Annotated in this window: 9 protein-coding genes; 3 read left to right on the top strand and 6 right to left on the bottom strand. The window is 69.2% G+C overall.

The window, feature by feature from the left end; genetic code table 11:
- Positions 1-78 precede the first annotated feature (78 nt).
- The 3 genes from ACLB90_RS16490 to ACLB90_RS16480 form a co-directional block, all read right to left on the bottom strand.
- Entirely contained in the window at positions 79-3,108 is a 3,030-nt protein-coding gene (locus ACLB90_RS16490; RefSeq protein WP_411850476.1) for a two-component regulator propeller domain-containing protein, read from the bottom strand.
- A 138-nt stretch (positions 3,109-3,246) separates the two neighbouring features.
- A complete protein-coding gene (locus ACLB90_RS16485; RefSeq protein ID WP_411850475.1) occupies positions 3,247-4,665 on the bottom strand; it encodes a sensor histidine kinase in 1,419 nt (472 codons plus the stop codon).
- A complete protein-coding gene (locus ACLB90_RS16480) occupies positions 4,662-5,390 on the bottom strand; it encodes a response regulator (protein WP_411850474.1) in 729 nt (242 codons plus the stop codon). Before ACLB90_RS16480 ends, ACLB90_RS16485 begins: the two co-directional genes overlap by 4 nt.
- A 172-nt stretch (positions 5,391-5,562) precedes the next feature.
- Here ACLB90_RS16480 and ACLB90_RS16475 point away from each other — a divergent pair, with 172 nt between their 5' ends.
- Genes ACLB90_RS16475 through ACLB90_RS16465 form a run of 3 tightly spaced genes read left to right on the top strand, consistent with a single transcriptional unit; the run spans position 5,563 to position 10,252 of the window.
- Positions 5,563-6,834, top strand: coding sequence for an efflux RND transporter periplasmic adaptor subunit (locus ACLB90_RS16475; RefSeq protein WP_411850473.1), 1,272 nt, complete (start codon positions 5,563-5,565; stop codon positions 6,832-6,834).
- The gene (locus ACLB90_RS16470) at positions 6,831-8,816 is read left to right on the top strand and encodes a MacB family efflux pump subunit (protein WP_411850472.1); all 1,986 of its coding nucleotides are present in this window, start codon (positions 6,831-6,833) and stop codon (positions 8,814-8,816) included. The genes ACLB90_RS16475 and ACLB90_RS16470 overlap by 4 nt, the downstream gene beginning before the upstream one ends.
- Positions 8,813-10,252 (top strand): efflux transporter outer membrane subunit, encoded by a 1,440-nt coding sequence (locus ACLB90_RS16465; protein ID WP_411850471.1) that lies wholly within the window; start codon positions 8,813-8,815, stop codon positions 10,250-10,252. The genes ACLB90_RS16470 and ACLB90_RS16465 overlap by 4 nt, the downstream gene beginning before the upstream one ends.
- 273 nt (positions 10,253-10,525) lie before the next feature.
- Here ACLB90_RS16465 and rlmB read toward each other — a convergent pair whose 3' ends face one another.
- The 3 genes from rlmB to rnr all read right to left on the bottom strand — a co-directional run bounded on the left by rlmB (position 10,526) and on the right by rnr (position 14,386).
- The gene (rlmB, locus tag ACLB90_RS16460; RefSeq protein WP_017357418.1) at positions 10,526-11,272 is read right to left on the bottom strand and encodes a 23S rRNA (guanosine(2251)-2'-O)-methyltransferase RlmB; all 747 of its coding nucleotides are present in this window, start codon (positions 11,270-11,272) and stop codon (positions 10,526-10,528) included.
- Between the two features lie 59 nt (positions 11,273-11,331).
- Positions 11,332-11,811, bottom strand: a complete 480-nt coding sequence (locus ACLB90_RS16455; RefSeq protein ID WP_411850470.1) for a GFA family protein — start codon at positions 11,809-11,811, stop codon at positions 11,332-11,334.
- 115 nt (positions 11,812-11,926) lie between these two features.
- On the bottom strand, positions 11,927-14,386 hold the full coding sequence (rnr, locus tag ACLB90_RS16450) for a ribonuclease R (protein ID WP_411850469.1): 2,460 nt from the start codon (positions 14,384-14,386) through the stop codon (positions 11,927-11,929).
- Positions 14,387-14,394 lie beyond the last annotated feature (8 nt).

Genomic DNA, 14,394 nt, shown 5'->3' with positions numbered 1-14,394 from the left:
ACCACGCACCAGAGGCGCTGATGCCCGCGATTGCACGCGGCGCCGGCCGCCGGCCAACCGCCGGCAGCTACCGGGTCCTCATCCGATCGCGGTGCGGTCGCGGCCTTCGCTCTTGGCGCGGTACAGCGCGCGGTCGGCACGCTGGTACAGCAGCATCGGTGTGCGGTCGGCCGCATCCAGTTCCACCAGTCCGGCGCTGAAGGTCACCTTCAGGCCAGCCACGCCGGCCCAGTCCGGATGGTCGTGGAACAGTCCGCGCAGCCGCGCGCAGACCTGCGCCGCTTCATCCAGCCGGGTGTCGTTGAGCAGCAGTGCGAATTCTTCGCCGCCGGTGCGTGCCGGCATGTCCGAGTCGCGGCATGCCGAGGCGATCAGGCGCGCCACTTCCACCAGCACCACGTCGCCAACGCTGTGGCTGTGCCGGTCGTTGACCTCCTTGAAGTGGTCGATGTCCAGTACCACCAGGCACAACGGGTGGCGGCTGCGCTGCGACCGGGCGAAGTCGCGCGCCAGCGCTTCGTCGAACGCGCGGCGGTTGGGCAGCCCGGTGAGCGCGTCTTCGCGCGCCTGGCGCTCGAACGCTTCGGCCTGCACCGCCAGGCGTTCGGCCAGCGCGGTCTTCTCTTCGTTCAGGGCCTGCAGGTGCACGGTCTGCGCCTGCAGGTCGCGCGTGGCCTCGTGCACCATGCGTGCCAGGCGGATGTTGCTGGCCTTGTAGCGCTTGATCAGATAGCGGTACAGCGCCACCAGCCCGGCCAGCAGCAGCAGCGAGGCGATCACCTGCACGCTGCGCCGCTGCCACAGGAACGGCTCGACGGTAAACGCCCAGACCGCTTCGCTGTCGCTCCAGGCGCCGCCGGGATGCGCGGCCGACACATGCAGGGTGTAGTCGCCCGGCGGCAGCCCGATGAACTCGACGCTGCGCTGCTGGCCGCGCTCGATCCAGCCGCTGTCCAGGCCTTCCAGGCGCGTGCGGTAGCGGATCCGTTCGGACAGCAGGTAGCTCAGCCCCACATAGCTCACGCTCAGGCGCTTGCCGCCGGGAATGCGGTTGTGGTCGTTGCCCTGCCAGTGCAGGGGCGTGCCATCCACCTGCACGTTCTCGATCACCGCCGGCGGCGCCAGGCGCTCGCGGAAGCGCTGCAGGCGCAGCGGATCGACCGTGCTCAGGCCACCGGCGGTGACCACCCAGAAGGTGCCATCCTGGCGCAGGATCGCCGAGGGGCCGGAGCTGCCGTTGGCCTGCGAATTGGCCATGCCGTCGATTTCGTTGTAGTGCTCCACGTCAACGCGCGGCGCGCGGCCGTCGGCCACATCGTTGAGCATCGCCATGTCGGTGCGCAGGACACCGCGGTTGCTGCTGATCCACACATTGCCGACACGGTCGGGCACCAGCTGGAACACCGTATCCACCGGCATGCCCTGCTCCAGCCCGACCCGCGCCAGCCGGCCGTTCTGCCACCGGTACAGGCCGCGGTCGGTGCTTACCCACATCGCATCGCCGATCTGCTGGAAACCGAACACGCTGCGGCCGCCGCCCATGCGCTCCAGATCGATGGCCTGCACGCGGTTGCCGCGCAGCACGCGGATGCCCTCGATGGTGCCGATCCACAGGTTGCCGTCGGCATCGTGGGTCAAGGCGGTGATCAACCCGGTCGGCATGCCGGGCACGGCCGGCACGGTCACGCCCTGCGCATCGATGCGTACCACGCCCTTCTGCGTGCCCGCCCAGACGCCGCCGTTGCGGTCCACGCTCATCGCGCGGATGTTGCCACCCGGCAGCCCATCGGCGGTGCCGTAGGTGCGCAGCACGCGGCCCTGCGCGTCCACCCGGAACACCCCGTCGCCGAAGGTGCCCACCCACAGATCGCCTGCGCGGTCCTGCGCCAGGCTCAACACGGACGGCGCCTTGCCGCCCTGGTTGCGCAGTGCGATCGGATGGAACCGGCCGTCGCCGTCGAGGCGGTCCAGACCGCTGGCGCTGCCGATCCAGACCTGGCGCTGCCGGTCCTCGTAAACCGTGCGCACGTAGTCGCCGCTGAGCCCGTCGCGTTCGGTGTAGCTGCTGAACAGCGTTTCGCGCAGACGGTAAAGACCGCCGTTGGCGCCGACCCAGATGCTGCCCTCCGCATCTTCGCGCAGGCTGACCACGCGCCCGCCCGGCAGCGAAAGACCGGCCGGCAGCCGCTCCAGCCCATGCCGCGAGAGTCGCAGAAGACCCTGGTTTTCCGTGCCCAGCCACAGGTCGCCGTGGCGATCCTGCAGCATCGCCGTCATGTGCATCTGGCCCGGCAGGCGGTGCTGCAGTTCGGGCACGCCGTCCTGCATGCGGTAGATCCGCTCGCCGGCCACGACCCACATCACCCCGTCGGGCGCACGATACGGCCATACCAGGCCACGCCCCAGCCCGAAGCTCTCCGGCGCGCGGCGCAGGACGCCGTCGTTGTCGCGCACCACCAGGCCATCCAGGGTGCCCACCCACACGCGGTCCTGGGCGTCCACCACCATCTTGGTGAAACTCATCGCCATCGGCACGTCGGCCGCCGGCGGCGTGTATTCGATCCGCCCGTCCGGGGCCAGACTGCCGATGCCCTTGCCTTCGTACAGCAGCCACAGGCGCCGATGGCTGTCCATCTGCATCGCCTGGATCAGCACCTGCGGCGTTCCCGGCTGGTGTTCCCAGACCCGCCACTGGCCATCGCTGCCGCGCCGGGTCACGTTGCCGCGCGAGTCACTGATCCACAGGTTCCCGGCGTGGTCGACATACAGCGCGCCCACGCCGTTGTCGCGAAGGCCCGGCCGCGTGCTGCGGTCAAACACGGTGAAGTCCAGCCCGTTGTAGCGGACCAGCCCCTCCCAGGTGGCGAACCAGAGGTGCCCTTCGGGCGTCTGCGCGATGTCGCGCAGCGAGTTGTGCGGCAGACCGTTGCGCGAGGTCCACACGTCGATGGCGTAATCGCGCAGCGGCGGTGGCCCATCCTGCGCCGACAACGACGGAACCACCGCCAGCCACAGCAGCAGATACAGTCCTGCCGCCTGCAGCCACGGCAGGACATATCCCCTGGTTTGGACCGGCCGCCGCCGGTTGAAGCCCCCCCGTTCCCTCATCCGTGCAGGCCTGCCCGCATGGCGTTGGGAGGGGAAGCCCCGGCCCGCAGGCCGGTCGATTCGTGCGCTCTCATGGGGGAGAAGCTGGCAAAGAGGTGCCCATAGTAGGCAAATCCGCGCCCGAACGGTCGTGAAGATCTATCCGGCGCGGGGTCCGGGTGCGACCCGCCAGGTGGCCGGCCAGCGCACCACCGCCTCCAATCCCCCTTGCGGGTGATTGCGCAGGTGCAGCGTGGCACCGTCCTTCTCGGCCAACGCGCGGGCGATGGTCAGCCCCAGCCCGGCACCGCCGGTATCGCGCGAACGCGAGGTCTCCAGCCGCACGAACGGATCGAACACGGCCTCCAGTTCGTCCTCGGCCAGGCCCGGGCCACTGTCGCGGATGCGGACCACCACCTCGTCCTCGGTCTGCTCCACGCTCACCCGCGCCGATTGCCCGTACATCACCGCGTTGTCCACCAGGTTGGAGAACAACCGGTGCATGGCCAGCGGGCGCAGCATCATCACCGCGCCGCTGGCGTGGTCGAAGCGCACGTCGGCGCCGGCTTCGGCGGCATCCTCGACGATGCTTTCCAGCAGCGAATCCAGCACCAGGGCAGCGCGCTGTTCAGCGCTTTCGGCGCTGCGGGCCAGCTCCAGCCCCTCGCGGATCAGCGCCTGCATCGCGCCCAGATCGCCGATCAGGCGCTCGCGCAGTGCTTCATCGGGCACGTTCTCCAGCCGCAGCCGCAGCCGGGTCACCGGGGTCTGCAGGTCGTGGGTGATCGCCGCCAGCATCTGCGTGCGCTCGCCCAGGTGCCGCTGCAGGCGCTGCTGCATGGCGTTGAAGGCTTCGGCGGCGCGCCGGACTTCCAACGGCCCGGTCACCGGCATCGGCTCGCCCTGCAGGTCGTCGCCCAGCGCGGCGGCGGCATCGGCCAGGCGCTGCAGCGGTGCGCTGGCCATGCGCGCCACGATGTAGGCCAGGATCGCGATGGCCATCACCAGCAAAGTCAGGAACAGCGGATCCACCGCCAGGATGCCGTTGTGCGCCACGGCCGGCGAGTCCAGCGCAAGCCGCAGCGGCGTGCCGTCGCTGAGCACCACCGAGACCGCCCGGCACTTGGGCGGGATGAACGACGGATCGCGCTCGCGCGGCCGCTTGGGCGCGCCCATCTTGTGCGGTGGCGGCGGCGGAAGCAGCTCGGGCAACCGCGGCAGGCAGGACCGGAACGAGGTGAAGTGCACCTCTGCATGCGCCACCGGGCCGGGCCGGTCGTCCAGCACGGCCATCATCGCCGTGTCCTTGCGACCCTGGCGCGCGCCGTCGGGCAGCTCGCGCACGCTCGGGCCGCCCACGGCCAGCAGACGTTCGCGCAGCTCCGGGTTGCCGTCCAGCAGGTTGACGTAGCCCTGCAGGCGGTCGGCGATGCGGTTGAGGTTCTGGCGTTCGAACTCCTGCTGGCGCTTGGCGCTGGCCAGCACGGTGGCACCGATCGCGGCCACCGCCATGCCCAGCAGCAGGATCAGGAACAGGCGCCCCACCATCGAGGCGAAAAAGCGCCGCAGGCGTTTCATTCCAGTCCCACCGCCGTGGCCAGCACGTAGCCTTCGTTGCGCACGGTCTTGATCAGCCCGTCGCTGCCGCCGTCATCGCCCAGCTTGTTGCGCAGCCGGCTGACCTGCAGGTCGATGGCGCGATCCTGCGATTCGTAGCTGCGGCCACTGCTCAGGGCCACCAGCTGCTCGCGCGACAGCACCTTGTTGGCATGCCCGACGAACACCCGCAGCAGGCGGAACTCGGCACCGGACAGCACCACCACCCGGCCATCGGGGTCGACCAGATGCCGGTGTTCCAGATCGAAGATCCAGTGCGAGAAGCGCGCACGCCGGATCGCCAGCGGCTCCAGGTTGGCCGGCAGCGCCTCGGTACGGCGCAGCACGTTGCGGATGCGCGCAAGCAGCTCGCGCGGCTCGAAGGGCTTGGCCAGGTAATCGTCGGCGCCCATTTCCAGGCCCAGCACGCGATCGATCGGCTCGCTGCGCGCGGTGAGCATGATCACCGGCGTGCTCGACCGCGCGCGCAGATCACGACACAGGGTCAGCCCGTCTTCGCGCGGCAGGTTGAGGTCGAGCACGATCAGGTCGACGTGTTCGCGTTCGAGCACCTGGCGCATGCCGGTGCCATCGCTGGCGGTGCTGATCTGGTAACCGGCGCGGCCGAGCTGCTCGGCGAGCAGTTGGCGGATGTCGTGGTCGTCATCGACGATCAACAGGCGATGCATGGTGGTGATGGTCTCCATACGGTCATGATCCCCTGTCCGGAGATGAACCGCATCAATGGGAATGCGTACGCATGTGTCAGGGCACGAGGACGATACACAACGAAACGCGGGACAGCGCGCCTGGTTACCCTTTGATACACGGCAAGCGTTGAGCCCCCCGCCACGGGTCTTCACAATGCTGACAACGCCGATGCAACGGCCTGCCGAGTTGACGACCATCGTGAAGCCCCGCCTGCCCCAGACCCGCCGTGGCCGCATTCTGCTGCTGATCGCCGCCGTCATCGTGATCGCCGCGATTGTGGCATGGTTCGCCCGCAAGCCTGCCGCCCCCGCCCTGGCGACCACCCCGGTCAGCCGCGGCGACATCGAGCAGACGGTCGAGGCCACCGGTGTGGTCGATGCGTACAAGCTGGTGAGCGTGGGCGCGCAGGCGTCCGGCCAGATCAAATCGCTGAAGGTGCAGCTGGGCGATACCGTCAAGGAAGGCCAGCTGATCGCCGAGATCGATGCCACCACCCAGCAGAACCAGGTGCTCAACGCCGAAGCCGCGCTGGACAACATCCGCGCCCAGCGCGCGGTGCAGCAGGCCAGCCTGCGCGAGGCCGAACTGGAGTTCGCCCGCCAGCAGCAGATGCTTGCCGCCGAGGCCACTTCGCGCGCCGAGTACGACGCCGCCGACGCCAGGCTCAAGACCGCCCGCGCGCAGATCCAGTCCTACGACGCCCAGATCAAGGGCCGCGAGACCGAACTGGGCACCGCCCGCGCCAACCTGGCCTACACCCGCATCACCGCACCGATGGACGGCACTGTCGTGGCCGTGGTGGCCGAGGAAGGCCGCACCGTCAACGCCAACCAGACCGCGCCCACCATCGTGATGCTGGCGCGGCTGGACCTGGTCACGGTCAATGCCGAAATCTCCGAGGCGGACGTGGTCAAGATCAAGGCCGGCATGCCGGTCTACTTCACCACCCTGGGTGAACCGGACCGCAAGTACCACGCCACGCTGCGCCAGATCAATCCGGCGCCGTCCTCGATCGCCAGCGACAGTTCCTCCGGTTCCAGTTCCTCCAGTTCCAGTTCGAGCACGGCGGTGTACTACAACGCCCTGTTCGACGTGGAGAACCCCGACGGCACGCTGCGCATCGACATGACCGCGCAGGTATCGGTGATGCTCAAGCAGGCCAAGGGCGTGCTGATGATCCCGGCGGTGGCCCTGGGGCCGAAGACCCGCGATGGCCAGTACATGGTCCGCGTCGCCGACGCCGATGGCATGCCGGCGCCGCGCAAGGTGCGGATCGGCATCAACAACGGCGCCACCGCCGAAGTGCTGGCCGGGCTGAGCGAGGGCGAGAAAGTGATCGTCGGCGAAGGCGGCGGTGCGCAGGGCGGCAACAGCGGTGGCAACCGCGGCGGTCCGCAGATCCGGGTGGGCGGACCGGGCATGGGCGGGCCGCGCCGATGAGCCCCGCTCCGACCGGCGCGCCATCCACGCGCGCGCCCCTGCTGCGCCTGCGCGACCTGCGCCGCGAGTTTCCCGCCGGCGAAGACACCATCGCCGTGCTGCGCGACGTCAACCTGGACATCGACGCCGGCGAGATGGTCGCGATTGTCGGCCAGTCCGGCTCGGGCAAGTCCACGCTGATGAACATTCTTGGCTGCCTGGACCGGCCAACCCGCGGCAGCTACCAGGTGGCGGGCCGCGAAACCGGCAGCATGCAGCCCGACGAGCTGGCCGAGCTGCGCCGCGAGCATTTCGGCTTCATCTTCCAGCGCTACCACCTGCTGGGCGACCTCGATGCGCGCGGCAACGTCGCCGTGCCGGCGGTCTATGCCGGCAGCCCGGGGCCGGTGCGCACCGCGCGTGCCGAACAGCTGCTGCAGCGGCTCGGCCTCGGCGACCGCATGCACCACAAGCCCGGCCAGCTGTCCGGCGGCCAGCAGCAGCGCGTGTCGATCGCGCGGGCGCTGATGAACGGCGGCGAGGTGATCCTGGCCGACGAACCGACCGGCGCGCTCGACACCCGCTCCGGCGAGGAGGTGATGGCGATCCTCGGCGAACTGCATGCCGAAGGCCACACCATCATCATCGTCACCCACGACATGTCGGTGGCCGAACACGCGCAGCGCATCATCGAGATCCGCGACGGCGAGATCATCGCCGACCGCGCCAATCCGACCGCCCCCCGCTACCGCGCACAGCGCCAACCCACCGTGGACGCCGGCCACGGCCACAGCTGGCGTGCCGCGCGCGACCGCTTCACCGAAGCATTCCGGATGGCGCTGCTGGCGATGAACGCACACCGCCTGCGCACCTTCCTGACCATGCTCGGCATCATCATCGGCATCGCCTCGGTGGTCTCGGTGGTGGCGCTGGGCAACGGCTCGCAGCAGCAGATCCTGCAGAACATCAGCGCGCTGGGCACCAACACCATCGATGTCTATCCCGGTCGCGGCTTCGGCGACATGCGCTCGGCGCGGGTGCAGACCCTCAAGGCCAGCGACGCCGATGCGCTGGGACGCCAGAGCTACGTGGACAGCGCCACCCCCAGCGTGTCCTCCTCGGTCACCGCGCGTTACCGCAACCAATCGGCTACTGCCCAGGTCAGCGGCGTCGGCGAGCAGTTCTTCCGGGTCAAGGGCGTCACCCTGGTCGCCGGCAGCTTCTTCGACCGCGATGCGGTGCGCGGCCTCGCCCAGGTGGCGGTGATCGATGAAAACACCCGCACCCAGTTCTTCCCCAACGGCGAGGACCCGATCGGCCAGGTGATCCTGCTCGGCAATGTGCCGGTGCGCGTGGTCGGCGTTGCACAGCGGCAGAGCTTCGGTTTCGGTGGCAGCACCAGCCTGAGCGTGTGGGTGCCCTACACCACGGTGATGTCGCGGATGCTTGGCCAGAGCCATGTCTCCAGCATCACCGTGCGGGTGGACGACAGCACGCCGATGGATGCCGCCCAGGCGGCCATTTCCAAGCTGCTGGTGATGCGCCACGGCACCGAGGACTTCTTCCTCAGCAACAGTGCCGAGATCCGCCAGACCATCGAACAGACCACCCGCACCATGACCCTGCTGATCAGTGCCATCGCGGCGATCGCGCTGCTGGTGGGCGGCATCGGGGTGATGAACATCATGCTGGTGTCGGTGACCGAGCGCACCCGCGAAATCGGCGTGCGCATGGCCGTCGGCGCGCGTCAGAGCGACATCCGCCAGCAGTTCCTGATCGAAGCGGTGCTGGTCTGCCTGCTCGGCGGCCTGCTCGGCGTGGGCCTGTCGCTGGTGGTGGGCTGGCTGTTCGGCAAGTTCGCCCCCGACTTCCAGATGCTGTTCTCGACCGCGTCCATCGTGGCCGCCTTCGCCTGCTCCAGCCTGATCGGCGTGGCGTTCGGCTTCCTGCCGGCCCGCAGTGCCGCACAACTCGACCCCGTGGAGGCGCTGGCGCGCGAATGACGATGATCCCGATTCCCTCGATCCCCCTGCGTCCGCTGGCCCTGGCCTGCCTGTCCGCACTGGCGCTGTCTGCCTGCGTCAGCACCGGCCAGTACCGGGTTGACCCGCCGGCGGTACCGGCCAGCTACGGTCGCGGCGATGCGGCGCTCAACGCGCCCGTGCAGACCCTGCCCACGTCGCCGCCAGGAGCCGGCGCCGACGTGCGTAGCGATGCTTGGTGGACAGGCTTCGGCGATCCGCAGCTGGATGCGGTGATCGCCCGCGCCCTGGCCGCCAACACCGACCTGGCCTCGGCCGGGCTGGCCGTGCAGCGCGCGCGCCTGCAGGCCGGGCTGGCCGACAACGCCTTGTGGCCGCAGCCCTCGGGCAGCGTCGGCAGCAGCGGCAACCGCGCGATCGACCAGTCCGCGGACTGGAACCGCAGCAGCTCGGCCGGCGTTGCGCTGCAGTGGGAGGTCGATCTGTGGGGCCGGCTGCGCGCCCAGCGCGACATTGCCCAGTGGGAGGCGCAGGCCAGTGCCGAAGACCTGCAGAACACCGCGCTGCTGGTGATCGGCGATGTCGCCACGCAGTACTGGACGCTGGCGTTCCTCAACCAGTCGATCAGCGCCGGCGAGGCCAATCTGGCGCGCCTGCAGCGCACGCTGCAACTGGTGCAGGCGCGCTTCGATGCCGGCGCCGTGTCGCGGCTGGAAGTGCGCCAGGCCAGCCAGAGCCTGGAGGCGCAGCGCGCCGCACAGAGCGCGCTCGAACAGCAGCGCGTGGCCACCCGCAACGCACTGACGGTGCTGCTCGATGGCCAGCCCTTGGCCCTGGCCGACGAACCCCGCCAGCTGGAGCGTGCCACCAGCCCGGACATCGCCGAAGGCCTGCCGGCCGATCTGCTCGGTCGCCGGCCTGACCTGCGCGCGGCCGAACTGCGCCTGCGCAACAGCCTGAAGACCATCAAGGTGACCGCCACCCAGTACTACCCGGCGCTGAGCCTCACCGGCAGCGTCGGTACCGGCGCCACCTCGCTTTCGGACGTGCTGAAGAATCCGGTGGCCACGCTCGGTGCCGGGCTGTCGCTGCCGTTCCTCAATGTGCGCCAGGCCCAGTTGAACACCCGATTGGCCGGTACCGATTACCAGATCGCCGCCAACGGGTTCCGCCGCACGCTGTACACCGCGCTGTCGGAAGTGGACAACGCCCTCTCGGCCCGCACGCAGTTCGCCACGCAGGTCGCGGCTTCGCAGGCATCGTATGACGAAGCGGTGGAGATCGAACGGATGTACGACGTGCGCTACCGGGTCGGTGCGACCGACCTGCGCACCTGGCTGGAAGCGCAGCAGACCCGGCGTGATGCGGAGCTGTCGCTGGCCTCGGTCAAGCAGAAGCAGCTGGTCAACGACGTGACGTTGTTCAAGGCGCTGGGGGGAAGCGCCAACGCGCCGTAGGTGCGGTGGCGTCGGTACCGCCCGGGACGGTGTCGTCGGGACACGGTGGCGTCGGGGCGCGGTGGCGTCGGGGCGCGGTGGCGTCGGGGCGCGGTGGCGTCGGGGCGCGGTGGCGTCGGGGCGGTGGCCCCGGTAGAGCCGACCGTTGGTCGGCTGCCGCGCAACGCGCGGCCTCGCCGAAACGCGGCGCGGCGCACGCGGATCTGCTGTCATGGCGCCGGAACGAAGGGCAGCCGACCAACGGTCGGCTCTACCCCCCCACCCGCGCGCGGATTACAGGCCGCGCTGGCGCACGGCCTCGAACAGGCTTACCCCGGTGGCGACGGAGACGTTCAGGCTCTCGATGTCGCCCGGCATCGGGATCTTGACCAGGCCGTCGCAGTTCTCGCGGGTCAGGCGACGCAGGCCATCGGCCTCCCCACCCAGCACCAGCGCCACGTTGCCCTTCAGATCGATGGCATACAGCGATTCGGTGGCTTCGCCGGCCAGGCCGTAGATCCACACGCCCAGCTTCTGCAGGTCCTTCAGGCAGCGCGACAGGTTGGTCACGGCCACCACGGGGATGCGGTCGGCGGCGCCGGCCGAGGTCTTGCGCACGGTGGCATTGACCGTGGCCGACTTGTCCTTGGGGATGATCACCGCGGTGGCACCGGCGGCGGCCGCGCTGCGCAGGCAGGCACCCAGGTTGTGCGGGTCCTGCACCTCGTCCAGGATCAGCAGCAGGGCCTTGCCCTCGGCCGCTTCGACCAGCCCTTCCAGCTCGTTCTCGCCCCAGGTGCGTGCGGCCTGGTAGCGCGCGGCCACGCCCTGGTGGCGCACCGAACCGCCCACGCCGTCCAGCGCCTGGGTGTTCACCTTGCGAACGTCGATGCCCTTGCGCCGCGCGTTCTCTTCGATCTCTGTCAGACGCGGGTTCTTCGCGCCGGCCTCGATCAGGACCTCGCGGACGTTCTCGGCATCGTTCTCAATCGAAGACGCGACGGCGTTGACGCCGACAATCCACTGGCTTTGCTTGCTCATTGCGGGGGGCGGGACCGGAAAGGGGGTGGTAATGGTAGAGCATCGGCGGCGACCCCGCCTCACGCGGCGGGCGGGGGCCAGGCGCCGGTGTCGTGGTCGGGGTGCTGGTGGGAGACCAGGTGCTGCAGGTAGACCGCCTCCGGATCGTCCTCGTCGCGGATGGCGCTCAGCCGGTCCAGCGCATCCACGAACGGCAGCTTGGCATCGATGCCGTACTGGACCGTGGGCGGCAGGCGCGCGGGCGTATCGAAGGCGCCGGCGGCGATCGCCATCCCGTTGGGGGCCTCGTAGGTCAGCGGGGTGCCGCAGTCCGCGCAGAACCCGCGCTTGACCAGGTTGGAGGACGCGAACCGGCGCGGTTGCCCGCGCGTCCACTCGAACGCCACCCCGCGCACCGATACCAGCGGTGCGTAGTAGGCCCCGAATGCCTTCTGGCACATCCGGCAATGGCAGATCGAGCTGTCGGTCAGTTCACCGCGGACATGGAAGCGCACCGCGCCGCACTGGCAGCCGCCGGAGAATTCGGGAACCGGGTTCATGGGTTATTCCTCACGTCCGTACCGACCAAGGGTCGGTACCTACCAACGGTCGGTACCTGCCAAGGCATCATCCCGCGACGGCAGGTACCGACCGTGGGTCGGTACACCGCAGGCATCAATATTTCTTTTTCTGGCGCTTGGCCGGCTGACCGCGCGGCGGCAAGGCCGGCAGCTCGTCGTCCTTTTCCTCGACCAGGCGGAAGTCGATCTTGCGCTCTTCCATGCTGGCCTTCAGCACCAGGATGCGGACCCGGTCGCCCAGGCGGTAGGCCTTGCCCCGGCGCTCGCCACTGAGCGTTTTGCGCACCGCATCGAACTGGTAGTAGTCGTGCGGCAGCTGCGTGACATGGACCAGGCCGTTGACCTTGGACTCGTCCAGTTCCACGAACAGGCCGAAGCTGGTCACGCCACTGATGACGCCGTCGAACTGGCCGCCCACGTGCTTTTCCATCCAGGCCGCGCGGTAACGCTCGTCGACCTCGCGCTCGGCCTCGTCGGCACGGCGTTCGCGCTCGGAGCACTGCAGCGCCAGCGCCGCCATCTCACGCGGGGAGTAGGTGTACTTGTCCAGCGAACCGCCGCTGAGCGCGTACTTGATCGCACGGTGCACCAGCAGGTCGGGGTAGCGACGGATCGGCGAGGTGAAGTGGGCGTAGGCGTCCAGCGCCAGGCCGAAGTGGCCCTGGTTGTCCGGCGAGTACACCGCCAGGCTCTGGCTGCGCAGCAGCACCGATTCCAGCAGCGCCGCGTCGGGACGCTCGCGCACCTTCTTGAGCAGCTTGGTGTAGTCGCCCGGCTGCACCTTGGACCACGGCGGCAGGCTCAGCTTGAATTCCTTCAGGAACTCCAGCAGATCGTCGTACTTGGCTTCCGGCGGCTTGGCGTGATCGCGGAACGGTGCCGGCACGTGCTTGCTGAGCAGGTAACGCGCGGCCTGCACATTGGCCGCGATCATGCATTCCTCGATCAGCTTGTGCGCATCGTTGCGCACCAGCATGCCGGCCTGGGTGACCTCACCGGTGTTGTCCAGCACGAAGCGCACTTCGGAGGACTCGAATTCGATCGCGCCCCGGCGCGTACGCGCCTTGGCCAGCACCTTGTACAGCTGGTGCAGGCGCTCGACCTGCGGCAGCACCGCGGCGATCTGGTTGCGCACCGCCACGTCGTTCTCGCCCACCGCCTGCCACACCTGCGTGTAGGTCAGGCGTGCGTGCGAGTTCATCACCGCCTCGTAGAAGCGCGAGTGGATCACCTCGCCCTCGCGGTTCACCTGCATGTCGCAGACGAAGCACATGCGGTCGACCTTGGGCATCAGCGAACAGATGCCGTTGGAGAGGGTCTCCGGCAGCATCGGCACCACGAAACCCGGGAAGTACACCGAGGTCGCACGCTTCTGCGCTTCATCGTCGAGCGGCGTGCCCGGCCGTACGTAGTTGGACACGTCCGCGATCGCCACCACCAGGCGGAAGCCTTCGGCGTTGGGTTCGCAGTACACCGCGTCGTCGAAATCCTTGGCATCTTCGCCGTCGATGGTCACCAGCGGCGTGCTGCGCAGGTCGACGCGACCGCCGATCATCGACGGTTCCACCACCAGCGGCACGGCGGAGGCTTCGTTCAACACCTCCTGCGGGAACTCGAACGGCAGCTCGTGGCCGTGAATGGCGGTTTCCACGATCAGCGAGGCGGTCAGCTTGTCGCCGAGCACCGCGATGATGCGGCCGATCGGCGGGCGCCGGGTATCGGGCGCCTGGGTCAGTTCACAGACAACCAACTGGCCGTCGCGCGCATCGCCGGTCTGGTCCGGCGGAATCTGCACGTTGCGCTGCACCCGCTTGTCGTCGGGCACCACATAACTGATGCCGAACTCGATGCTGAAGCGGCCGATCAGGCGGGTCATGCCGCGTTCGAGCACGCGGGCGATGCTGCCTTCGCGGCGGCCACGGCGGTCGATGCCGGTGACGTTGGCGAGCACGCGGTCGCCGTGCATCACCTTGCGCATTTCGTACGGCGGCAGGAACAGGTCGTCGCCGCCCTCCACCGGACGCAGGAAGCCGAAGCCTTCCGGGTTGGCGATGACCACACCGGTAATCAGGTTGGTGGCCTGCACCGGCGCGAAACCGCCGCGGCGGTTCTGTACCAGCTGGCCATCGCGCACCATCGCGCCCAGGCGCTTGCCCAGCGCATCGGCACGGTCCGGTTCGGTCAGGCCGAGATGGATACCGATTTCTTCGGCGGTCTGCGGGCCTTCGCAGCGGTCGAGCAGCTGCAGGATCGCCTCGCGGCTGGCGATGGGCTGGGCGTAACGCTCGGCCTCACGCGCGGCAAAGGGGTCCTGCACAGGCACATCGCTCACGCCCGGCAGCGGGCGGCGGCGAGGGTTGGCGGCGGCCTTGGCAGCGGCGCGGGTGCCGGCGCGTGGCGCTGCCGGAGCAGTCAGGGATTCGGGCATCCAGGGTGGCAGCTTGCCGGCCTTCTTCTTGGCGGCAGCGCGGGGCTTGCCCGACGGACCGGACGCCTGCTTGGGCGCCGGGGACTTGGGGGCTTTCGCGCCCCGGGTCGGTTTCGTTGGTTTCATTGGCCTCC

This window comes from Stenotrophomonas sp. LGBM10 (genome assembly GCF_046736075.1).
Taxonomy (GTDB): Bacteria; Pseudomonadota; Gammaproteobacteria; order Xanthomonadales; family Xanthomonadaceae; genus Stenotrophomonas.
Note: the sequence above shows the minus strand (reverse complement) of the source record. Positions and strands in the feature narration are given on the sequence as shown.

Coding starts and splice junctions, on each gene's coding strand:
- ACLB90_RS16490 (WP_411850476.1), bottom strand. CDS start 3,108: ATGAGGGAACGGGGGGGCTTCAACCGGCGGCGGCCGGTCCAAACCAGG.
- ACLB90_RS16480 (WP_411850474.1), bottom strand. CDS start 5,390: ATGGAGACCATCACCACCATGCATCGCCTGTTGATCGTCGATGACGAC.
- ACLB90_RS16475 (WP_411850473.1), top strand. CDS start 5,563: ATGCAACGGCCTGCCGAGTTGACGACCATCGTGAAGCCCCGCCTGCCC.
- ACLB90_RS16485 (WP_411850475.1), bottom strand. CDS start 4,665: ATGAAACGCCTGCGGCGCTTTTTCGCCTCGATGGTGGGGCGCCTGTTC.
- rnr (WP_411850469.1), bottom strand. CDS start 14,386: ATGAAACCAACGAAACCGACCCGGGGCGCGAAAGCCCCCAAGTCCCCG.
- ACLB90_RS16465 (WP_411850471.1), top strand. CDS start 8,813: ATGACGATGATCCCGATTCCCTCGATCCCCCTGCGTCCGCTGGCCCTG.
- ACLB90_RS16455 (WP_411850470.1), bottom strand. CDS start 11,811: ATGAACCCGGTTCCCGAATTCTCCGGCGGCTGCCAGTGCGGCGCGGTG.
- rlmB (WP_017357418.1), bottom strand. CDS start 11,272: ATGAGCAAGCAAAGCCAGTGGATTGTCGGCGTCAACGCCGTCGCGTCT.
- ACLB90_RS16470 (WP_411850472.1), top strand. CDS start 6,831: ATGAGCCCCGCTCCGACCGGCGCGCCATCCACGCGCGCGCCCCTGCTG.